Below are 20,850 nucleotides of genomic sequence, written 5' to 3'. Positions count from 1 at the left end.
TGCTATTCGGCCGCCGCGGCGGCCGGCCCGGCGGCGCGTTGCCGGCCGCGCTTCCTGGCGTTGCGCTCCCGGTAGAGGAGGAACTGCTGGTCGGCGATGACGCCGATCAGGATCACCGAGCCCATCACCGCGAAGTTCAGCGACGAGGGAATGCCGAGCAGGTTGACGAGGTTCTGCAGGACCTGGAGCAGGATGGCGCCGAGGACGACGCCGACGATCGAGCCCTCGCCGCCGCGCAGCGAGAAGCCGCCGAGCACCGCCGCGGCGATGGCGTAGAGCTCGTAGAAATTGCCGTGGCCCGAAGGCAGGATCGAGCGGGTATACATGGCGAAGAACACCGCCGAGAGCGCCGCCAGCGTCGCGGAAATCACGTACGCTGCCACTATCACGCGCGACGTGCGGATGCCCGAGTAGCGCGCCGCCTCCTCGTTCTTGCCGACTGCGTAGAGATATCGGCCGAAGACGGAGCGGTGCAGCACGATCCACATGATCACCGCGATCACCAGCATGATGAAGAACGCGTGCGGGATGGGAATGGAGTGCATCGTGTCACCGGTCAGAACCGCGACAATGTCGGTGCGCCCAGTGGTGATCCATTCAAGGTCGGGAAAGCTCACGCCGAATGGAAAGCCTGCGGTCGCATCCTTCGTGTAGAAGCGCGCGATGCCGCGATAGATCAGAAGGCCGCACAAGGTGACGACGAACGGCTGAAGCTTCAGCTTGGTGATCAGCAGTCCATGCACCGTTCCCATCACCATGCCGAGCGCCAGGACGACCAGCACCGCGAATGGCCAGGGCACGCCATGGTTGGCGATCAGGTCGACAAACACGACGCCCAGCAGCGCGATGATCGACCCGACCGAAAGGTCGATGCCCCCGGTAATGATCACGAAGCCCTGGCCGATGGCGAATATGCCGAACAGGCCGACCAGGTTGGCGGTGTTGGCGATATTGATCGGCGAGAGGAACCGCGGATTGATGATCGCGACCACCGCCCCCACGACGATGATCAGTGTCAGCAGCCCAAGGTCTTTCTTCAGCATCCCCTGCCCCGTTCCTGGATCGACCGGCCGACAGCCAGTTGCAGTATGTTCTCTTCGCTGCACTGGTCGCGATCCAGCGTGCCCTGGATGTGCCCCTCGTGCATGACCGCGACGCGGTCGGAGACGCCGATCACCTCTTCCATGTCCGACGAGATCATCAGCACCGCGACGCCGGAATCCGCCAGTCCTCGCATCAGGCGGTAGATCTCGGACTTGGCGCCGATGTCGATGCCGCGGGTCGGCTCGTCGAGAATGATGGCCTTCGGCTCCATGGCCAGCCACTTGGCCAGCACCACCTTCTGCTGGTTGCCGCCGGATAGCGCTGAAGTGCGCTGCCTGACGTCGGGCGCGCGGATGTCGAGATGCGTGCGGCTGCGCTCGGCCTGGGCGATCTCGGCCTCCCGCGACACCCATCGCCGGCGCGCATAGGCGGATAGGTTCGGCAGTGAAATGTTCTGTGCGATGGCGAAGTCGAGCAGCAGGCCGGCGCCCTTGCGGTCCTCCGGCACCAGGAAGACCCCGGCGGCGACCGCGTCGGAGGCGGTGGCGAAATGCGCCTCCTCGCCGTTGAGTTCGAGGCGTCCCCCGGCCGGGCGATCGATGCCGAAGAGCACGCGGGCGAGTTCCGTGCGGCCGGCGCCGACAAGCCCGGCCAGCCCGAGGATCTCGCCGGCCCGCAGGTCGAGGCTGATCTCGCGGTTCGGATAGGTCGAGGTCCGCACCGCCTTGATCGACAGCACCACCTCCCCGCTGGTCCTGGCCGGCGGGACGTAATCGACCTTGAGATCGCGCCCGACCATCAGCCGGACCATCGCGTCATGATTGATATCGTCGTCCCCGAGCTCGCCGACCAGGTTGCCGTCGCGCAGCACCAGCACGCGATCCGACGCCTGGACCACCTCATGCAGCCGGTGCGAGATGAAGATGACGGAGATGTCGTGCGCCTTGAGGCCGGCGATGACGTCGAGCAGCTTTTCGGTCTCGGCGATCGGCAGGCTCGAGGTCGGCTCGTCGAGGATGACAAGGCGCGAGTCGAGGCTCAGCGCCTTGGCGATCTCGACGATCTGCTGTTCGGCGAGCGACAGGCGCGATACCGGCGTCGCCGGCGAGAAGGTCGCGCCGAGCTGGTCGAGCAGCGGCTGGACCAACTTTTCGAGCCGGTCGTTGTCGACCAGCTGCAGAAAGCCGTATTTCCTTGGCTCGCGGCCGATATAGACGTTGGCCGCGACGCTGAGATTGTCGAACAGGTTGAGTTCCTGGTGGACGAAGGCGATGCCGGCGGCCATCGACTGGGCGACCGTGAGCGACGGATGCGCCTCCCCGTCGATGACAATGGAGCCCTGGTCCGGTTCGATCACCCCGCCGAGAATCTTCATCAGGGTCGACTTGCCGGCGCCGTTTTCCCCGACCAGGCCGATGACCTCGCCGGGCCTGACCGTCATGCCGAAATCGGCCAGCGCGACGACGCCGGGATAGGTCTTGCGCAGCCCCGACAGGTCGAGGAACGGCTCGGCCGGAGCCGAGGCCTCGACGGCGGCAGTTGCGGACGTGGTCATTGCACCAGGAGTCTCACGGAGGCCGGTATAGCATGAATGCCCGCAGCCGGCGGACCGGCTGCGGGCATCGGGACCGTATCAGCCGCCGGAAAGCTTCTTCTTGAAGTCTTCCTCGAACTGCTTGACGTTGTCCTGGGTCAGGGTCAGGCCCTCGATGATCATGATCCCGTCAGCCGGAATCTTCGACTTGTCGCCGTTCAGGAAGTCGGCGATCAGGTGGGCGCCCTGGTAGCCCCATTCGTAGGGCTGCTGCACGACCGTGCCGGCGAAGGAGCCTTCGGCAACGGCACCGAGCGTGATCGGGTCCTCGTCAAAGGCGACGACCGTGACTTCGCCGAGCTTGCCGGCGTCACGCAGCGCCTCGTACATCCGCGGCGGGTTGTACGAGTAGAAGCCGACCATGCAGTTGACCTCGGGGTTGGCGACGAGCACATCGTCGACATTGGCGCGGGCGCGGGTCTGGTCGATGTCGTCGCCGCGGACGTCGATCAGTTCGAGCCCCGTACCGGCGACGGCCTCGTTGTAGCCATTGATGCGCTCCTTGGCGTTGTCGGCGCCGGGCAGGCCGACGAAGCCCATGCACTTGCCGTCCTTGCCTTCCATCGCCGTCTTCATCAGTTCACCAGCCATCTTGCCGAGCTGGGTATTCGACGAGCCGATATAGGCGATGCGGTCGGACTGGGTCGCGTCCGAATCGAAGGTGAAGAAGGGGATCTCGGCGGCGACGGTGTTGATCGCGTCGGTCGAGGTCGGCGGATCGACCACCGAGACGGCGATCGCGTCAATGCCGGCGGCGACGAGATCGTCCATCATGCGGCGCTGGACGGCCGCGTCGGCGCGCTCCGGATACCGGAACTGCAGGTCGAAGTCCGGCAGTTCCGTCTGGGCCCTGGCGACGGCCGCTTCCATGATCTTCCAGAAGTCCGACGGACCATTGACGACGAAGGCAATGGTCTTCTTGTCCTGGGCGAACGCGGCGGTGGACGCTGCCAGCGTCAACGCGGCCGCGAGGCCCGTAATCATCATACGCTTCATCGATGTTTCCTCCCGATTGACGTTTCGTTCTGGTTGGCGAGCGTGCCCCTGCAGGCACGCCCCGATTGCCGGCGCTTCCTCCGCTCCCGCGGTCGGTGACGCTGGCAAACCCCTTGTCGGGCAGCTACTTGCGACGCTTCATCGGTCGCGCCTGCCGCCTCGCAATCCTCCTCTGGCGTTGCAAAGACTGGCTTGAGGCCACCCGTCAATACAATTGCACATACTATTAGTAAACTATCGAAACCGCGGAAACAGCGCAACAGCGTTTGGGCGAAGGCCTGGCGATTCTTCCAGACAGGGGCATAGCCTCCCCGTCCGCCGCCCGTGACCGCCAGCGCCAACTATACGCTTTCATCCTATGAATTGCCACTGGGGCGATCATGACCCCGCAGCTACGCGCAGGGTGCAGCGCGGAATCCGCCGACGGGCGCCCGCCGAACGCCCGACTCCCCGGGCGATTCGGCGAAATGCGATTCAAAGTGTTGAAAAGTCCGATCGATTCACGCTTAGATATGACCACTGCCAGCGAAGTCATTGGGCATGGTTGGCAGGCCGCCGGATTCAGTCGAAATAATCGACAGCCATGGGAGGCGGCAGACACAGGCGGATCATCCGCCCGCGAAGCAAGCGGGCCGGTCATGGTCTTAAGGGGAGAGGCCTGCGCCTAGGCCGTAATTGTCTGGCGGTGCCGTGCGTTCGTGATTTTTTCGGGCGTCGGCACCGACCCTGCATCGGTCGAAGCAGCGTTCAGCGCCGGCTCGGTCTCTCCCCGCCGCCTCACCCGTCCCGTGCGCAATTCCACCATCGATCCGGCTCGACCGGCACGGCCGAAGCGTCGCCGTCCTATTCGGCGGGCACGCGCGCCGGTTCGGCTTCGCCCAGTTCCTCCGGCGTCGGGGTCATGCCGAGCGGAATGCCCTCCGCCGCGCGCAACTCGCGCTCGAGACGCTGTTCCTCCGTCACCCGGGGCTTGGAAAAGCCGGCCAGCAGGCAGAAGACCACCGGCGTCAGGAACAGGGTCGCCAGCGTCGCGAAGCCGAGGCCGCCGACGATGATCCAGCCGAGCGCCTCGCGGGCTTCGGAGCCGGCGCCCGAGGTGAGGATCAGCGGCAGCCCGCTCAGCACCGTCGAGATCATCGTCATCACCACCGGCCGCAGCCGGATCAGCGAGGCGTTGTAGATCGCGTCGCGGACCGACTGGCCCTGGTCGCGGAGCTGGTTGGCGAATTCGACGATCAGGATGCCGTTCTTCGACATCAGCCCGACCAGCAGCACCAGCCCGATCTGGCTGTAGATGTTCAGCGATCCGCCGGTCAGCAGCATCGCGAAGACGGCGGCAGCCAGCCCGAAGGGCACCGTCGCCACCAGGATCAGCGCGCTGACGAAGCTCTCGAACTGGGCGGCGAGCACCAAGAGGACGATGACCAGCGCGAAGAGGAAGGTCTGCATGACGCCCGAAGAGGCGCGATCGAGTTCCTTGGCCTCGCCGGAATAGAGGATGGTCATGCCCGGCGGCAGGACCGTCTCGACGATCGCCTCGAGCTCGCTCATCGCCTGGCGCAGGTCGACGCCCTCGGCCAGCGACGCGGTCATCGGCACGGCGCGGCGCTGGTCCTGGCGCTGGAGGTTTGGCGCGACGGCCGATTCCTCGAAAGTGACGAGCGAGGCCAGCGGCACCATGCTGCCGCTCGACGAGCGTAGCTGGATGCGGTCGAGCCCGGAGGGATCCTGGATCATCCCCTCCGGCGCCTGCAGGCGGATCTCGATCGGGTCGTCGCCGATATAGAAGTTGCCGAGGTCGCGCCCGTCGAGCAGCGCCTGGACGAAGGACGAGATATTCTCGATCGAGATGCCGAGGTCGGCGGCGCGCTCGCGGTCGATGTTGATCGAAAGCTGCGGCTGGGTGGTGTCGTAGTCGAGCCTGACATTGCTGAAGGCCGGATCCTCGCTCATCGCCACCTGCAGCGCATCGGCCGCGGCGGCGATCTGGTCATAGTCGTTGCCGGCGACCGCGAAGCGCAGGCCCTGCCCGCCGCCGCGAATGCCGAGGCTGTTCGGCGTATAGGCGAAGACCTGGATGCCGGGGATGGCGCCGAGCCGGGCGTTGAGGTCGGCGGTGATCTCCTGCTGGCTGCGCTCCCGCTGGTCCCAGGGCGCCAGGGAAACGAACATGAAGCCGCCGCCGCCAAAGCCCCGCGCCCGGGCGAAGATGTTCTGCACCTCGCCGCTTTCGATGAACGGCGCCAGAACCGCTTCGGCCTTGTGAACCTGCTCGGCCGTGTATTCGACCGTCGCGCCCTGCGGCGCGCGGATGGAGATCGGGATGAAGCCGCGATCCTCCATCGGCGTCAGCTGGTTGGGCAGTTGGGTGAAGGCGACACCGGCGGCGCCGGCGAAGAGCACGGCGACGACGACGACGACGATCGGCGCGGCAAGGCAGGCGCGCAAGAGCCGGGCATAGAGGCGCTCGGCGCCCCGGCCGATCGCCGAGATGCCGCGGCCGAGGAAGCTGCTGCTCTCGGTCGTCCCCTCGCCGATCCAGCGCGACGCCAGCATCGGGACGATCGTCAGGGCGACGACGGAGGACAAGAGCACCGCGAAGGCGAGAACGAAGCCGAATTCCGAAAACAGCCTGCCCGCCGTACCGGGGAAGAAGGAGATCGGGATGAACACCGCGGCCAGCGTCGCGGTGGTCGAGATGACGGCGAAGAACACCTGCTTGGTGCCGACGACGGCGGCCGCCCGCGGCCCAAGGCCGAGGTGGCGCTGCCGGGATATGTTCTCGACCACGACGATCGCATCGTCGACCACCATGCCGGTCGCCAGGACGAGCGCCAGCAGCGTCAGGATATTGATCGAGAAGCCGGCAAGGTAGATCGCGCCGACGGTGCCGATCAGCGCGATGGGAACGGTGATCGCCGGAATGAAGGTGATGCGCACCGAGCGAAGGAAGACGAAGATGACGCCGACGACGATCGCCGTGGCGAGCAGCAAGGTGAAGATCACCTCGTCGATGGCGCCGCTGATGAAGGTCGCATCGTCGGAGGTGATGATCAGCGAGACGTCGTCGGGCAAAGAGGTCTGGAGGTCGGCGACAGCTTCATGGACGCGTGCCGAGATTTCCAGCGTATTCGAGGATGCCTGGCGGACCAGCGCCATGCCGACGCCGGTCACGCCGTTGACGCGCATGGTGCTGGATTCGTCGGCGCGACCGAAGACGACGTCGGCCACATCCCTCACCCGGGTCGTCGGATTGATCCTGACGGCGCCGATATCCTCGGCCGACTTGGCGCTGGCATCGGCACGCACCAAAAGGGTCTGGGTCGCATCGGAAACCCGGCCGGCCGGCGCGTCGAGGGCGACATTCGAAAGCGCGGAGAACAGATCGCCGGCGGCGAGGCCACGCGCCGCCATGGCGTCGGGGTCGACGATGATCCGGACCATCTGTTCGCGGTCGCCATAGATCGTGACGTCCGCGACGCCGTCGATGGCGGCCAGCCGGTCGACGACCATGTCGTTGACGATGCGGGTCAGTTCGTCGATCGGCCGCGTGGTCGAGGTCGCCGAGAGGCGCATGATCGCGTCGGAATCGGCATCGGCCTTGATGACCACCGGCGCGTCGGCGTCGTCGGGCAGGCTGCGCAGGCCACCGATCGCATCGCGAAGGTCGTTGGCCGCGACATTCAGGTCGGTCGACTCGCTGAATTCGATGGTGACGCGGCTTTCGCCGGCGCTGCTGCGCGACGAGATGGAATCGACGCCCGGAGTCCGGGCGACCGCGCCCTCGACAACAGCGGTGATCTCCTTGTCGACCGTCTCCGGCGTGGCGCCGTCATAGTCGGTACGGACGGTGATCACCGGCCGGTCGATATTCGGCAATTCGCGCACCTCGACGCCGAGGATCGCGGCCCCGCCCGCCACCAGGATCAGGAGGTTGAGGACGATGGCGAGCACCGGTCGGCGCACGAAGAGCGATGCGAAGCCCGCGGCGCGGGTCGAAGACGTGGTTTCGGTTTCGGCCATGTCGTCCTCCCTAGCTGCCGCGCTCGGCCGCCGCCGCCGCTCCGGCGGCCGCTTCCGGCCGGCCCGTCGGTTCCGGCGCCGCATCGTCACCAGCCGGCCCGGGCGAAGCCTCGTTGGCGCCTGCCCGCTCGACGGTCTGCCCCTTGCGGAGGCTGAGGACGCCCTCGACCACGACGCTGGTATCCTCGGTCAGGTCGCCGGCGACTGTGACGGCGCCGCTTCGGCGGGCGACGACCTGGACCGGCACCCGCTGCACCTTGTCGCCGTCGAGTGCCCAGACGAAGGAGCCTTCGCGGTCCCACTGGATGGCCAGCGACGGAACCGACGGCCGCACCGTGCCGGGAATCGAGAAGTCGATGTTGATCGCCATGCCGGGCCGCAGGGCGTCGCTGTCGTTCGGCAACGTCGCTTCGACCTTCAGGGTCCGGGTGGTCGGATCGACCCGGTTGTCGATCCGGCTCAACTCGCCGGAAACCGTCACACCGGGCAGTGCCGCGACCGTCGCGCTGACCGACTGTCCGATCGCCACCTCGCCGACGGCGCGTTCCGGCACCTCGAAGGACACCGTCACCGACGACATGTCGGCGATTGTCGCGATCGCCGTCGAGGAATTGACCAGGTCGCCGATCGAGATGTCGGCCAGTCCGATGACGCCGTCGAAAGGCGCCTTGATCGTCCGCTTGGCCAGTTCGATTTCGGCGCTGCGCAGGTCGATCGACGCCTTCTGCAGCGCGGTCTTCGCGTCGGACAGGGTGACGGCGGTGACATTGCCGGATTTCGACAGGCGTTCGGCGCGATCCACCGCCTCCTGCGCGGACGACTGGGCAAGCGTGGCGAGTTCGACCGCGATCTGCTGGTCGGCATCCTCGAGCACGACCAGCGTGCTGCCCGCCTTGACCTCGGTCCCGGGGGTGAAGGCGACCTCGGTGACGATCCCGGTGACCTGCGGATAGACAACCACCTCGCGCGCCGCCGCGGCAGTGCCGATCGCCCGGATGTCGGTGCCGGTCTCGACCATCTCGACCGGCGCGGTCACAACCAGGGTCGGTCCGCCGCCGAACGAAGGCCGTCCGCCGCCCGTCGGGCCGGCCGCCTGTTGCGAGGCGTCGACGCCGAAGATCAGCTCCGGCCGCTGGAAATACGCCCAGCCGCCGGCGGCGACAGCGATGACGACAAGGGAGAGAAGGAGCTGTTTCAGAACGGACATCTGCACTCGCCTTTGGAGCCGCCAGCCTCCCCCTGCTGCCGGATCGAGCCGATAAATCGGCCACACTCGTTGATTCTTAACCTGGAAACGTTAGTTTCAATGTCAGAATCTTCGCTAACCTCTTTATTTGCAAGAAAGAGTTTGTAACAATTTGCATCATGGAGGTTTGGAAGAACTTCTTGGGGAAACGCCTTTTCTTAATGCCCGTTAGAGGCAAGAGAGTGACAGAGAACCTGAAGATCCGCCGAACAGGTGGACAACCGGACCGTCAACACGGGGCCTCGCCCCGAAACGGGCACTGACGATGTCGATTTCGGACACAGCCGATATCGACGCGCAACAGGCGCTCGCCCCGGGCATGAGCCCCACCGACATCGACAATCCGGACTATTTCCACAAGGTCGTAGACTGCCAATGGGCGTGTCCCGCCCATACGCCCGTCCCGGAATACATCCGCCTGATCGCCGCGCAGCGCTACAGCGACGCCTACATGGTCAACTGGCAGTCGAATGTCTTTCCCGGCATCCTGGGACGGACCTGCGACCGCCCTTGCGAGCCGGCCTGCCGTCGCGGCCGGGTCGAGGAAGAGCCGGTGGCGATCTGCCGGCTGAAGCGCGTCGCCGCCGACAACAAGGACGACATCCGCGGCCGGCTTCCGACCGCGCCGGCATCGAACGGCAAGCGCATCGCCCTGATCGGGGCCGGCCCTGCCTCGCTCGCTGTCGCCCGCGATCTGGCGCCGCTCGGCTACCAGCTCGTCATCTACGATTCCGAACCGCGTGGCGGCGGGATGATCCGCAGCCAGATCCCCCGCTTCCGCCTGCCCGAGACGGTGATCGACGAGGAGGTCGGCTACATCGTCGATATCGGCGGCATCGAGACCCGCTACGGCCAGCGCATCGACAGCCTGCGTTCGGTGATCGACGAGGGCTATGACGCGATCTTTGTCGGCACCGGCGCGCCGCGCGGTCGCGACATCGACATTCCCGGCCGCGCCGAAGCAGCCGCCAACATTCATATCGGCATCGACTGGCTGTCGAATGTCTCCTTCGAGCATACCGACAGGATCGGCCGCCGCGTCATCGTGCTGGGCGGCGGCAACACGGCGATGGACTGCTGCCGCACCTCGCGCCGGCTGGGCGGCGAAGACGTCAAGGTCATCGTCCGCTCCGGCTTCGACGAGATGAAGGCGTCGCCGTGGGAGAAGGAGGACGCGATGCACGAGGGCATCCCGATCCTCAACTTCCTCGTGCCGAAGGCCTTCCTTCACGACAACGGCAAGCTCACCGGCATGGTCTTCGAGAAGGTCGCCGCGCAATATGACGACGACGGCCGCCGTCGCCTGGTGCCGACCGGCGAGCCGGACCAGACCTTCGAATGCGACGACGTGCTGGTGGCGATCGGACAGGAGAACAGCTTCCCCTGGATCGAGCGCGACATCGGCCTCGACTTCGATCGCTGGGACATGCCGGTGGTCGATCCGGTCACCCACCAGTCGACCGTCCCCAACATCTTCTTCGGCGGCGACGCCGCCTTCGGCCCGAAGAACATCATCTGGGCCGTCGCCCATGGCCAGCAGGCCGCCATCTCGATCGACCATTTCTGCAAGGGCCGCGACGTCGCCGACCGGCCGCCGCCGATGGTGACCATCGGCAGCCAGAAGATGGGCATCCACGAGTGGAGCTACGACAACGAAATCTCGCTGGAGGAGCGGCGCAAGGTGCCGCTGCGCGACCAGGTCATCGCGCTCGCCGACATCCGCTCGGAGGTCGAGCTCGGCTTTGACCGGGCGGTCGGCTACGAGGAAACCCAGCGCTGCCTGAACTGCGACGTGCAGACCGTCTTCGCCGAACCGCTGTGCATCGAGTGCGATGCCTGCGTCGACATCTGCCCGACCGACTGCATCACCTTCACCGAGAACGGACCCGAGGCGGACCTGCGCCGGCGGTTGAGCGCGCCGGCAACCAATCTCGACCAGGAGATCTACGTCTCCGCCCCGCTCAAGACCGGCCGGATCATGGCCAAGGACGAGGACGTCTGCCTGCATTGCGGGCTGTGCGCCGAACGCTGTCCGACGGGAGCCTGGGACATGCGCAAGTACCTGATCGACATGGCTCACGCCGCGGGGGAAGCCGGACACCAGCAATGAACGCCGACACACCCCGCAACATCCGGGTCAACGACTTCGTCGTCAAATTCGCCAACGTCAACGGCTCCGGCTCGTCCAGCGCCAACCGCCTCTTCGCCCGCTCGATCCTGCGGATGGGCGTGCCGGTCGCCTCGCGCAACATCTTCCCCTCCAACATCCAGGGCCTGCCGACCTGGTACGAGGTGCGGGTCTCCGAGGCCGGCCATATCGGCCGGCGCGGCGGCGTCGACCTGATGGTCGCGATGAACCCGCAGACCTGGGACAAGGACGTCGCCGAGATCGACGAGGGCGGCTACCTCTTCTACGATTCGACCAAGCCGATGCCGGCCTCGAAATTCCGCGAGGACATCACCGTCCTCGGCCTGCCGCTGACAGCGATCTGCAATGCCCGCTACTCGGACCCGCGCCAGCGGCAGCTGTTCAAGAACATCATCTATGTCGGCGCGCTGGCCGAACTCCTCGGCATCGAGATGGCCGAGGTCGAGAAGCTGATCGCCGAGCAGTTCAAGGGCAAGGACAAGCTGATCCCGCCCAATATCGAGGCGCTGGCGCTCGGCCGCGACGCGGTCCGCGCCGAATTCGGCAAGGGCATCGACCTGCGGATCCACCGGGCCGACGCCGTCGGCGACCGCATCTTCATCGAGGGCAATGACGCCGCCGGCCTCGGCTGCGTCTATGGCGGCGCGACCGTCGCCGCCTGGTATCCGATCACGCCCTCGACCTCGCTGGCCGAGTCCTTCGGCAAGCATTCGAAGCGCCACCGCACCGACCCGGTCTCCGGCAAGGCGCGCTACGCTATCGTCCAGGCCGAGGACGAACTCGCCTCGATCGGCATGGTGATCGGTGCGGCGTGGAACGGCGCCCGCGCCTTCACCGCCACCGCCGGCCCCGGCATCTCGCTGATGCAGGAATTCATCGGCCTCGCCTATTTCGCCGAGATCCCGGCCGTCATCTTCGACGTCCAGCGCGGCGGCCCCTCTACCGGCATGCCGACCCGCACCCAGCAGTCCGACCTGACGATCTGCGCCTATGCCTCGCATGGCGACACCAAGCATGTCCTCCTGCTGCCGGCCGACCCGCACGAATGCTTCGAGTTCGCCGCCACCTCCTTCGACCTCGCCGACCGGCTGCAGACGCCGATCTTCGTCATGCTCGACCTCGACATGGGGATGAACGAATGGCTCTGCGAACCGCTGGTCTGGGAGGAAGGCCGGCGCTACGATCGCGGCAAGGTGGTCACCGCCGAGGAACTCGAATCCGGCCGTGAATTCGGCCGCTATCTCGACATCGACGGCGACGGCATCACCCAGCGCACCTATCCCGGCACCCATCCGAGCCGCGGCGCCTTCTTCACCCGCGGCACCTCGAAGACCCGCTATGCCCGCTACAGCGAGGAGGGCGCGGACTATGTCGAGAACATGCAGCGGCTCCTGCGCAAGTTCGAGACCGCCCGCTCGATCGTCCCGGCCCCGGTCCGCCAGAATGCCGACGAGCCGTCGCCGATCGGCGTCATCTATTACGGCTCGACGACGCCGGCGATGCACGAGGCAATGGCGATGATCGCCGACGAAGGCCATCCGCTCGACATGCTGCGGCTGCGCGCCTTCCCCTTCCATGAAAGCGTCTCAGACTTCATCGCCGAGCATGATTTCGTCTTCGTCGTCGAGCAGAACCGCGACGGCCAGTTGCGGACGCTGCTGATCAACGAACTCAACGTCGATCCGGCCCGCCTCGTGCCCGTCCTGCACTACGACGGCACCCCGATCACCGCCCGCTTCATCACCCGCGCCATCGGCGAACACCTCGCCGCGCTCAAGGTGACGCCGCTGAGGAAGCAGGCGTCATGAGCGGTTCGCCCGGGCCCAGCGCGGACGCTTCACCTCTCCCATTGGGAGAGGTCGAATCGAGGCGGATGCAATCCGCATCGATCCGGGTGAGGGGCGAACCCGCGTCAATCGGACGGAGCCCTCAGGGCGAGCGCCGCACGGATATCCTCAAGCACCCCGTCCATTCGAGTCAGCACGTCGCGGTTCCAGAAGCGCAGGACGAGATAGCCGGCCGTGCCGATTGCCTCCGTGCGACGGCGATCGGCCTCGGCCGCCAGGTCGTGTTGGCCGCCATCGAGTTCGACAATCAGCTTCGCCTCGACACAGGCGAAGTCGACGATGAATCCCTCGATCGGCATCTGCCGGCGAAACTTGTAGCCTCCGAGACTCCGGTTCCGCAGTTTCGACCAGAGACGCCGTTCGGCGTCGGTCATCTCGTGGCGCAGTCGGCGCGCGAATTGAACCCGCTTCATCCCCTCACCCGGCTCGACGACGGACATTCGTCCGCCCTCGACCCGACCTCTCCCCATGGGAGAGGTGACGCAAACCGAAGGCCGAAGCAAGCTTCCTGCCGCCGCGTCGGCCCTACCCCGAAGCTCACCCAGCGCACGCGATCCGCGCTTCCAGCAGCGTCCACGCCAACACCCACGCCCACTTCACCTCTCCCATCGGGAGAGGTCGGATCGAGGCGGATGCAATCCGCATCGATCCGGGTGAGGGGCGAAGCCTGTCCGGTCGTGCGCTCACCCCGGTACAAACACCCCTCTCCGCCAGACACGCGCGTGGCTACCCCATGACCTACCTCGTCAAGCCAAAGCTCCATCATCCGAACCTGCCGAAGAACCGGCTGGGCTTCACCCGGCGCGACTATGAGGGGCCGGTGTCGACGCTGTGCGCCGGCTGCGGCCATGACTCGATTTCGGCGGCGATCGTCCAGGCCTGTTTCGAGCTCGACCTGCCGCCGCACAAGGTCGCCAAGATGTCGGGCATCGGCTGCTCGTCGAAGACGCCGACCTATTTCCTCGGCCAGAGCCACGGCTTCAACAGCGTCCATGGCCGCATGCCGTCGGTGGCGACCGGCGCCAGCCTCGCCAACCGCGACCTGATCTATCTCGGCGTTTCCGGCGACGGCGATTCCGCCTCGATCGGCCTCGGCCAGTTCGCCCATTGCCTCAGGCGCGGCGTCAAGATGGTCTATATCGTCGAAAACAACGGCGTCTACGGACTGACCAAGGGCCAGTTCTCGGCCACCGCCGACGCCGGCTCGACCTCGAAGCGCGGCGTCGGCAACAAGGACCAGCCGATCGACCTCGTCTCGATGGCGCTGCTGCTCGGCGCGACCTTCGTCGCCCGCGGCTTTTCCGGCGACAAGAAGCAGTTGGTGCCGCTGATCAAGGCCGCGATCAGCCATCGCGGCGTCGCCTTCATCGATTGCATCAGCCCCTGCGTCGCCTTCAACAACCACGCCGGCTCGACCAAGAGCTTCGACTATGTCCGCGAGCATAACGACGCGGTCAACGCCATCGACTGGATCGAGGGCCGCGACGAGATCGTCACGGATTACGAGCCCGGCTCGGTCGAGGACGTCACCCAGCATGACGGCACGGTGCTGAAGCTCCGCAAGATCGAGGCGGACTACGACCCGACCGACCGCCTCGCCGCGATGTCCTATATCCAGACCCACCAGGCCAGGGGCGAGGTCGTCACCGGCCTGCTCTACATCGACGACGCGCCGGGCGACCTCAACGACCGGATGAACACCGTCGACACACCGCTCAACCGCCTCGGCGAGGAAGACCTCTGCCCCGGCCCGAACGCGCTCGCCGCGATCAACGCGAGCTTGCGCTGACCGGCACGGATCCCGCGATCGTTATTGCGCGATCTGGCTCATGCCTTCGTACATGGCGTGCAGGAACTGGTGCGCGACCTCCGGGTCGCCGCCGCTGAAGGGCAACGATGGAACTAGGTCACCGCGACGCTCTTCCTCGTCCGCCTCGTAGATGACCGTGTCGTCCTTGATGGTGACCAGTACCTGAAGGTCGGCAAGCGTCTCGGGATCGACCGCGGTCGGGTCGTCCGAGAGAATGACGAAATCGGCCAGCTTTCCGACCTCGATCGAGCCCTTCCGATCCTCTTCGAAGTGCTGATACGCCGGCCAGATCGTCATCGCCTTCAGGGCCGTCAACACGTCGACGCGCTGATGCGGGCCAAGGATGTCGCCCGATCGCGTCCGTCGGGTAACCGTGGCGGAAAGGATGCGCATGCTGTCGGGAAACGCCACGGGCGCGTCGTGATGGGAGCCGAACATCATGTCGCGCTGCCGGACCCAGCCGGTCGGCGAAATGTTTTCGGCGTTCACCGGCCCGACCGTGTGATCGCGGTGCCAGTCACCCCAGTAGAAAGTATGCATGGGGAACAATGACGGGAAGACGCCAAGCCGCTTGTAGCTGTCGATCTGGTCCTCGCGCAGGAACTGTCCGTGGATCAGGACCGGGCGGTTTCCCGGGTCTCCATATTCCGCCTGAGCCGCTCCGATCGCCGCGATCAGCATGTCCGAGGCGCCTTCGCCATTCGCATGCGTGAGAATCTGAAAGCCGTGCTCGTAGCACCAGTTCACGGCATCCTGGACCTGCTCCATGGTGACGGAGGCATAGCCGGCATAACCCGGTGGGTAATCGCCGACCGGATCGTAGTAAGGACGGTCCCTGAGCGCGGTGAATCCCTGCGGGGACCCGTCGATGGTCAGCTTGCAGCCGCCGACCCGTACCTTGCCCGCATAGTCCATCGAAACGTTCGCCTCGATAAACGCCCGGTCTTCCAGCACATCCGGATAGGCGACGACATCGACCGGCAGGTCACCTGAAGCATCGACGGCGTTCAGCGCCTTCACGATGCCTGCGGAAGACCGGCCATCCTGGGCCGTGGTGTAGCCGAAGCTCGCCCACAGGTCGGCACCCGCCCGCGCGAAAGCCGTCAGTCCATCGGGCCCGAGTTCGCCGATCATCGGGACCAGAACGGCAAAGAACGCGTATTCCTCGAGGACACCGGAGGGCTCGCCGTCCGCGCCGCGCTGGATCACCCCACCCGCAGGATCGGGCGTGGAAGCATCGATGCCCGCCAGCTCCAGAGCCCTGGAATTCGCGACCCCAAGGTGGCCGGACTGGTGGACGATGATGATCGGAAGGTCCGTCGACACAGCATCAAGGTCTTCTTTGGTCGGATGCCGCAACTCCACCAGTTGCGCGTTGTCGTAGCCAAAACCGACGATCATCTTCACCTTGTCGACCGCTTCTGCGTTCTCCTCGGCCCATGACCTCAGCGTCGCCTGCAGGCTCGCGATGTCGGCTACTTCGCCATCGGGCGGCGCAAGCAGGTTTGCAGACAGGGCCTGCAGGCCGCCCATGACGACGTGACCGTGGCTGTCGACGAACCCCGGCAACATCGCGCGACCCGAAAGGCCGACCATCCTGGTCTGATCGTCCTGATGGGCCATGACGTCGTTCAGGGCCCCGACGGCGATGATGCGGCCATCTTTCACAGCAACCGCTTCGGCGACGGGGTCCGAATCGTCGATCGTGAGAATAGGCCCGCCCGAATAGATCGTATCGGCAACGTCCTGGGCGAATGCCGCGCAAGGCAGCATCGACAGCGCCAGCACGGTCGACAGGCACGCGTTCTTCATGACTTCCTCCCCTATGTCGAGCGTTCACCATAGGTATCTAGCCCGGCGCGAACCATTCGCAATACCCGGCCTCCCGAGGCCTGCCCGCCGCCGCAAGCTAAGTCGCCGGGGCAGATCGTCTCGCCCGTGACAAGACCGGTATCGACGAGTCTGTCCTCCCCCTTGCATTCGCCCCGTCCACAGGCCATCAAACCGGCCATGTTCATCGTCACCGGCGGCGCCGGCTTCATCGGCTCGAATCTGGTCCACGCCCTCAACGGCCTCGGCCATGACAACATCATCGTCGTCGACGACCTGAGCGACGGCCACCGCTTCCGCAACCTCGCCACGGCCCGCATCGCCGACTACATCGACCACGCGGATTTCCGCGAGCGGATCGGCGAGAATGCCGATTTCGGGCCGGTCCGGGCGGTTTTCCATCAGGGCGCCTGCTCCGACACCACCGAGTGGGACGGGCGCTACATGCTCGACACCAACTTCACCTTCTCCAAGGAAGTCTTCGCCTGGTGCCAGTCGCGTGGCGTGCCGCTGATCTACGCCTCGTCGGCCGCCGTCTATGGCGGCTCTTCCGATTTCACCGAGACCAATGACGGCCTACGTCCGCTCAACGTCTATGGCTGGTCGAAGCTGCTTTTCGACCAGTGGGTGGCCCGCCAGGACGACCTGACCGCCCGTGTCGTCGGCCTGCGCTACTTCAACGTCTACGGGCCGCACGAGGCCCACAAGGGGCGGATGGCCAGCGTCATCCAGCACTTCAGCCGCCAGGCGAACGAGGACGGCGTCATCAAGGTCTTCGGCGCCTCGCACGGCTTCAACGACGGCGAGCACCGGCGCGATTTCGTCTTTGTCGGCGATGCGGTCCAGGTCAACCTGTGGGCTTGGGAGTCGCGCACCGCCAACGGCGTCTATAATGTCGGCACCGGCCAGAGCCGCACCTTCAACGACGTCGCCGGCGCGGTGATCGATTTCCACGGCAAGGGCAAGATCGACTACATCCCCTTCCCCGACGACCTCCGCGACGCCTACCAGCCGGTCACCGAAGCCGACATCGAACGCCTGCGCCGCGACGGCTACGCCGAGACCTTCACGCCGATCGAGGAAGGCGTCGCCGAGACGTTGGGCGCAAACCTTCCCGACGCCTGAGCGGTTCGGCCCGCCGCCAGCCCATGGTCATGGGTCAGAAGATGAAACGGACGCAGCGCCGCCACGCATGCCCCATCCGGTCCGCCAAGGAGTGGACAAGGTGAGGTCGATGCCTTCGCCGGTGCGCTTGCTCGGCCGGTTCAGCGGCGGATGCTGGCCAAACGGCTCGAACAGCCCTATGGCGAGCAGGCTCGGACCGGCGAAGCCGCGCGGCGAAACATGGAACGGTGCAGGTGGCCGCTCAATGGCCTCGCGCTGTCGGCGCTGGACGCGCGCTTAGTCGGCCAGCAGCTTCTTGCGTTCTGCAAATTCCCCGGAGTCGATTTCACCCTTGGCATAGCGTTCCTTGAGGAGCGCCAGGGCACGATCATGCGCAGCATGGCCGCTGCCGCCTGGGGCGGTCCCGCCGAACAGGCGCACAAGATAGATGATCCCGGCAACGATTCCGAGCAGTATCAGAATCATGAAAATCGGTCCAAGGACCATACCAAACCCTCCCCACTGGCCACCGCCCCACATCATGTCATGCCCGTAATAGTATGGGCCGTATCGGTCCGGGCTTTCCCCGGCCTGCGCGAGGGCAGATGTCGCAGCTGCTGCCGTCGCCACGATCAGGCTCGTGGCAAGCGCGATATTCCTGTTTCTCACGAGACATCTCCTGTTGTGTGGCATTCACTGTCGCCGCTTGGTCACCATCTACCCGGAGCGATGTCGCCGCCGTGATCTCGATCAAGTGCGCAAGGAAAGACGCTCCCTCGCGGGGCGGCACGTCGACCCGGTCGGTAGGCAAAACTTCCCGTAGGTTTTTTAGGCAAGACGTCGCAGGACCGCAGGGTATCTCCACCGCGTCAGCATCCCGTTTTCGACGCCAATTATTGTCGCGGCGCGCGCGGGTCGATGCACGCAACGACGCTGCGGCCCCGCACCATCACGACTGGCTGGTCAGCGCCTGGATCGCAGCGACAACATCGTAGGGATCGATCGCCTGCATGCAGCAATGGCCGCCCGGTTCGCGGTCGCAGGTGCGGCGGCGGCATGGCGCCTCTGGATAGCGTGAGGCGAGCACCGTCTGGTCCTTGCCATAGGGACCGGTGAGCCCCGGGTCGGTCGGCCCGAACAGCCAGATGCCCGGCACGTCGAGCGCGGTGGCGAGGTGCATCAGGCCCGAGTCGAGACCGATGGCGAATTCGGCGCCGCTGACGACACGGGCGAGATCGGCCCCAGACAGCATCGAGCGCATGACGTGGACGCCGTCGATATCGACCGCCAGCCGCTCGGCCCGCGCCTTCTCGTCCGGCGAGCCCCAGGGCAGGACGACCGACCGGCCGCCAGCGGTGATCTCCTCCAGCACGCCGCGCCAGTTGCGCTCCGGCCAGAGCTTGGTCTCCCAGCTCGCCGCATGCATGGCGATGGCGTAGGGCTTGGGCAGCGCGCTGTCGCGCCCGTCAAGGACGCGCAGGCCGTAGCGCCCCTGCCCCGCCGGCACGGTATAGCCAACGGCGGCGGCCAGAAGACGCCGGCTGCGCTCGACCGCGTGCATTGCCCGGGGTACGGGAATTCCCCAGCGATAGAGCCGGCTGGCGGCCCGCTCGCGGGCGCTGTCGGTGTCGTAGCCGGCGACCCCCCTGCCGGCCAGCAGTGCCGGGATCGCGCTCTTCAGCAGCCCCTGCATGTCGACGACGTAATCGTAGCGCGCCGCCCGCAAGGCGCGGCCGAGGCGGATTGCCTCCATCGGCAGCCGCGTCCAGCGGCTTGGCGGCGACCGCAGCCTGCGAAACGACGCCGGGTGAATTGTCGAGACGGCGGGATGCAACGCCACGAAGGGGGCGAAGGAGTCCTCGACCAGCCAGTCGATCTGGATATCCGGGCGTTGCGACCGCAGATCGCTGATCGCCGGGAAGGTGTGGATGACATCGCCGAAGGACGTCAGCTTGACGATCAGGATCTTCATGGCGACAGCGCCGCGAGGTTGTCGACAAGGTCGAGCGGGATCGAGACGCCCCAGTCCGTGCGCCCGGGCCGCTGGTCGGCGCCGTGGCCGGTGAGGACATGTACCGCGCGACCGACACCGGCGGCCTCGGCCGCCTGGAGGTCGCCCGGCATGTCGCCGACCATCAACGAGGCGGCGAGGTCGATGTCGAGGTCCTTCGCCGCCTGGAGAAGCATTCCCGGCGCGGGCTTCCGCCAGCCGCAGGTTGCGCCTTCCGCCGGCGCATGGCCGCAGGCGCATTCGGCGTCGAGGATGACGCCCTCGGCGGCCAGCGCCTGGCGCATCCGCGCGGCAACCCGGTCGTAGTCGGCCCAGCCGAAAAGCCCGCGCCCGATGCCGGACTGGTTGGTCACCAGCACCAGCGCATAGCCGGCCTCGGCGAAGCGGCGGAGCGCAGGCGCGGCACCGGAGAAAACCGCCACCTTGTCGGGATCCGACAGGTAGCCGGGATCGTCGAGGATGGTGCCGTCGCGATCCAGGAACAGCGCCGGGCAATGCCGCCGTGGCGCGTCGGCAAGATGGACGCGATGCATGTCATCGCTCACCGGAATTCATTCCCTGTCGGTGAAGGCGTCGTCGATCGCGGCGCAGAGGAGATGGCCGAGGAAGATATGCACTTCCTGGATATGGGCAGTGATTTGCGACGGGACAACAAGGCAGTGATCGGCGAGCCGTCCGGCGGCTATCTCGCCGCCGTCCCGGCCCGTCAGGCAGGCCGTCGCAAGCCCGCCCGCGCGTGCCGCAACCAGTGCCGCGGTGACGTTGGCCGAGGTGCCGGAGGTGGTGAGTCCGACCAGCATGTCGCCGGGCCGGCCGAGCGCCTCGACCTGGCGGGCGAAGACCTGTTCATAGCCAAGATCGTTGCTGGCCGCCGTCAGCGCCGAGCTGTCGGTGGTCAGCGCAATCGCCGGAAGCCCCTTTCGCGTGGTCTCGAAACGGATCGTACACTCGGTCGCGATATGCTGCGCATCGGCAGCGCTGCCGCCGTTGCCGCAGAAGAGAAGCTTGCCCCCGGCTTCCAGCACCGATATAGCCGCTTCGGCGAGCGCCGCCGTCGGCGCGAGCAATCCTTGCGATCGCTCGAAGACGGCAAGGTGTTCTTGATAGCGGCGGGTGAATTCAGCCGTCACCGCGGCGCGGTCGGATTTCAAATTGATTCGGCCTTCAGGGAAAGTGGCAGGAAACCGGTCCAAACG

15 protein-coding genes and 1 pseudogene are annotated in these 20,850 nt (G+C 66.2%); 4 read left to right on the top strand and 12 right to left on the bottom strand.

Annotation, left to right across the window (positions count from 1 at the left end; translation table 11 throughout):
* Positions 1-2: 2 nt before the first annotated feature.
* The 5 genes from BLT60_RS11520 to BLT60_RS11500 all read right to left on the bottom strand — a co-directional run bounded on the left by BLT60_RS11520 (position 3) and on the right by BLT60_RS11500 (position 8,864).
* Positions 3-1,043, bottom strand: coding sequence for an ABC transporter permease (locus tag BLT60_RS11520; RefSeq protein WP_090876588.1), 1,041 nt, complete (start codon positions 1,041-1,043; stop codon positions 3-5).
* A complete protein-coding gene (locus tag BLT60_RS11515; RefSeq protein ID WP_090876587.1) occupies positions 1,037-2,599 on the bottom strand; it encodes a sugar ABC transporter ATP-binding protein in 1,563 nt (520 codons plus the stop codon). Before BLT60_RS11515 ends, BLT60_RS11520 begins: the two co-directional genes overlap by 7 nt.
* A gap of 78 nt (positions 2,600-2,677) precedes the next feature.
* Positions 2,678-3,634 carry a sugar-binding protein gene (locus tag BLT60_RS11510; RefSeq protein ID WP_090876586.1) on the bottom strand — a complete coding sequence of 319 codons (957 nt, stop codon included), beginning with the start codon at positions 3,632-3,634 and terminating at the stop codon, positions 2,678-2,680.
* 843 nt (positions 3,635-4,477) lie between these two features.
* On the bottom strand, positions 4,478-7,657 hold the full coding sequence (locus BLT60_RS11505; protein WP_090876782.1) for an efflux RND transporter permease subunit: 3,180 nt from the start codon (positions 7,655-7,657) through the stop codon (positions 4,478-4,480).
* Positions 7,658-7,667: 10 nt separating this feature from the next.
* On the bottom strand, positions 7,668-8,864 hold the full coding sequence (locus tag BLT60_RS11500) for an efflux RND transporter periplasmic adaptor subunit (RefSeq protein ID WP_139167807.1): 1,197 nt from the start codon (positions 8,862-8,864) through the stop codon (positions 7,668-7,670).
* A gap of 358 nt (positions 8,865-9,222) precedes the next feature.
* Between BLT60_RS11500 and BLT60_RS11495 the strand changes: the two genes are divergently transcribed.
* Both BLT60_RS11495 and BLT60_RS11490 read left to right on the top strand, forming a co-directional pair.
* Positions 9,223-11,013: an FAD-dependent oxidoreductase gene (locus BLT60_RS11495; protein WP_090876781.1), complete on the top strand. Its 1,791-nt coding sequence runs from the start codon at positions 9,223-9,225 to the stop codon at positions 11,011-11,013.
* Positions 11,010-12,860 (top strand): 2-oxoacid:acceptor oxidoreductase subunit alpha, encoded by a 1,851-nt coding sequence (locus tag BLT60_RS11490; RefSeq protein WP_090876584.1) that lies wholly within the window; start codon positions 11,010-11,012, stop codon positions 12,858-12,860. The genes BLT60_RS11495 and BLT60_RS11490 overlap by 4 nt, the downstream gene beginning before the upstream one ends.
* Positions 12,861-12,964: 104 nt before the next feature.
* Here BLT60_RS11490 and BLT60_RS11485 read toward each other — a convergent pair whose 3' ends face one another.
* A complete protein-coding gene (locus tag BLT60_RS11485; RefSeq protein WP_244521225.1) occupies positions 12,965-13,339 on the bottom strand; it encodes an endonuclease domain-containing protein in 375 nt (124 codons plus the stop codon).
* A gap of 293 nt (positions 13,340-13,632) precedes the next feature.
* Here BLT60_RS11485 and BLT60_RS11480 point away from each other — a divergent pair, with 293 nt between their 5' ends.
* Positions 13,633-14,688, top strand: a complete 1,056-nt coding sequence (locus BLT60_RS11480) for a 2-oxoacid:ferredoxin oxidoreductase subunit beta (protein ID WP_090876583.1) — start codon at positions 13,633-13,635, stop codon at positions 14,686-14,688.
* Positions 14,689-14,709: 21 nt separating this feature from the next.
* On the opposite strand, the gene BLT60_RS11475 is transcribed toward BLT60_RS11480, so the two are convergent.
* The gene (locus tag BLT60_RS11475; protein WP_210185597.1) at positions 14,710-16,497 is read right to left on the bottom strand and encodes an amidohydrolase; all 1,788 of its coding nucleotides are present in this window, start codon (positions 16,495-16,497) and stop codon (positions 14,710-14,712) included.
* 222 nt (positions 16,498-16,719) lie between these two features.
* Here BLT60_RS11475 and rfaD point away from each other — a divergent pair, with 222 nt between their 5' ends.
* A complete protein-coding gene (gene rfaD / locus BLT60_RS11470; protein ID WP_090876581.1) occupies positions 16,720-17,664 on the top strand; it encodes an ADP-glyceromanno-heptose 6-epimerase in 945 nt (314 codons plus the stop codon).
* A 5-nt stretch (positions 17,665-17,669) separates the two neighbouring features.
* Here the strand turns inward: rfaD and BLT60_RS25035 are convergent.
* The 5 genes and pseudogenes from BLT60_RS25035 to BLT60_RS11450 form a co-directional block, all read right to left on the bottom strand.
* Positions 17,670-17,925: pseudogene (locus BLT60_RS25035) on the bottom strand (IS66 family transposase); the annotation flags it as partial.
* A 15-nt stretch (positions 17,926-17,940) separates the two neighbouring features.
* The gene (locus tag BLT60_RS24025; protein WP_175478392.1) at positions 17,941-18,312 is read right to left on the bottom strand and encodes an SHOCT domain-containing protein; all 372 of its coding nucleotides are present in this window, start codon (positions 18,310-18,312) and stop codon (positions 17,941-17,943) included.
* A 280-nt stretch (positions 18,313-18,592) separates the two neighbouring features.
* Positions 18,593-19,615 (bottom strand): lipopolysaccharide heptosyltransferase I, encoded by a 1,023-nt coding sequence (gene waaC / locus BLT60_RS11460; protein ID WP_090876579.1) that lies wholly within the window; start codon positions 19,613-19,615, stop codon positions 18,593-18,595.
* Complete coding sequence (locus BLT60_RS11455) at positions 19,612-20,199, bottom strand: D-glycero-alpha-D-manno-heptose-1,7-bisphosphate 7-phosphatase (protein WP_090876578.1); 588 nt, start codon at positions 20,197-20,199, stop codon at positions 19,612-19,614. Before BLT60_RS11455 ends, waaC begins: the two co-directional genes overlap by 4 nt.
* 6 nt (positions 20,200-20,205) lie before the next feature.
* A complete protein-coding gene (locus BLT60_RS11450; RefSeq protein WP_244521224.1) occupies positions 20,206-20,805 on the bottom strand; it encodes an SIS domain-containing protein in 600 nt (199 codons plus the stop codon).
* Positions 20,806-20,850: the final 45 nt, after the last annotated feature.

The sequence above is a fragment of the Bauldia litoralis genome (genome assembly GCF_900104485.1).
GTDB classification, from domain to species: Bacteria; Pseudomonadota; Alphaproteobacteria; order Rhizobiales; family Kaistiaceae; genus Bauldia; species Bauldia litoralis.
The sequence above is the reverse complement of the archived record's forward strand: the minus strand, read 5'-3'. Positions and strand labels throughout refer to the sequence as shown.

Coding starts and splice junctions, on each gene's coding strand:
- BLT60_RS11520 (WP_090876588.1), bottom strand. CDS start 1,043: ATGCTGAAGAAAGACCTTGGGCTGCTGACACTGATCATCGTCGTGGGG.
- BLT60_RS11515 (WP_090876587.1), bottom strand. CDS start 2,599: ATGACCACGTCCGCAACTGCCGCCGTCGAGGCCTCGGCTCCGGCCGAG.
- BLT60_RS11510 (WP_090876586.1), bottom strand. CDS start 3,634: ATGAAGCGTATGATGATTACGGGCCTCGCGGCCGCGTTGACGCTGGCA.
- BLT60_RS11505 (WP_090876782.1), bottom strand. CDS start 7,657: ATGGCCGAAACCGAAACCACGTCTTCGACCCGCGCCGCGGGCTTCGCA.
- BLT60_RS11500 (WP_139167807.1), bottom strand. CDS start 8,864: ATGTCCGTTCTGAAACAGCTCCTTCTCTCCCTTGTCGTCATCGCTGTC.
- BLT60_RS11495 (WP_090876781.1), top strand. CDS start 9,223: ATGAGCCCCACCGACATCGACAATCCGGACTATTTCCACAAGGTCGTA.
- BLT60_RS11490 (WP_090876584.1), top strand. CDS start 11,010: ATGAACGCCGACACACCCCGCAACATCCGGGTCAACGACTTCGTCGTC.
- BLT60_RS11485 (WP_244521225.1), bottom strand. CDS start 13,339: ATGTCCGTCGTCGAGCCGGGTGAGGGGATGAAGCGGGTTCAATTCGCG.
- BLT60_RS11480 (WP_090876583.1), top strand. CDS start 13,633: ATGACCTACCTCGTCAAGCCAAAGCTCCATCATCCGAACCTGCCGAAG.
- rfaD (WP_090876581.1), top strand. CDS start 16,720: ATGTTCATCGTCACCGGCGGCGCCGGCTTCATCGGCTCGAATCTGGTC.
- waaC (WP_090876579.1), bottom strand. CDS start 19,615: ATGAAGATCCTGATCGTCAAGCTGACGTCCTTCGGCGATGTCATCCAC.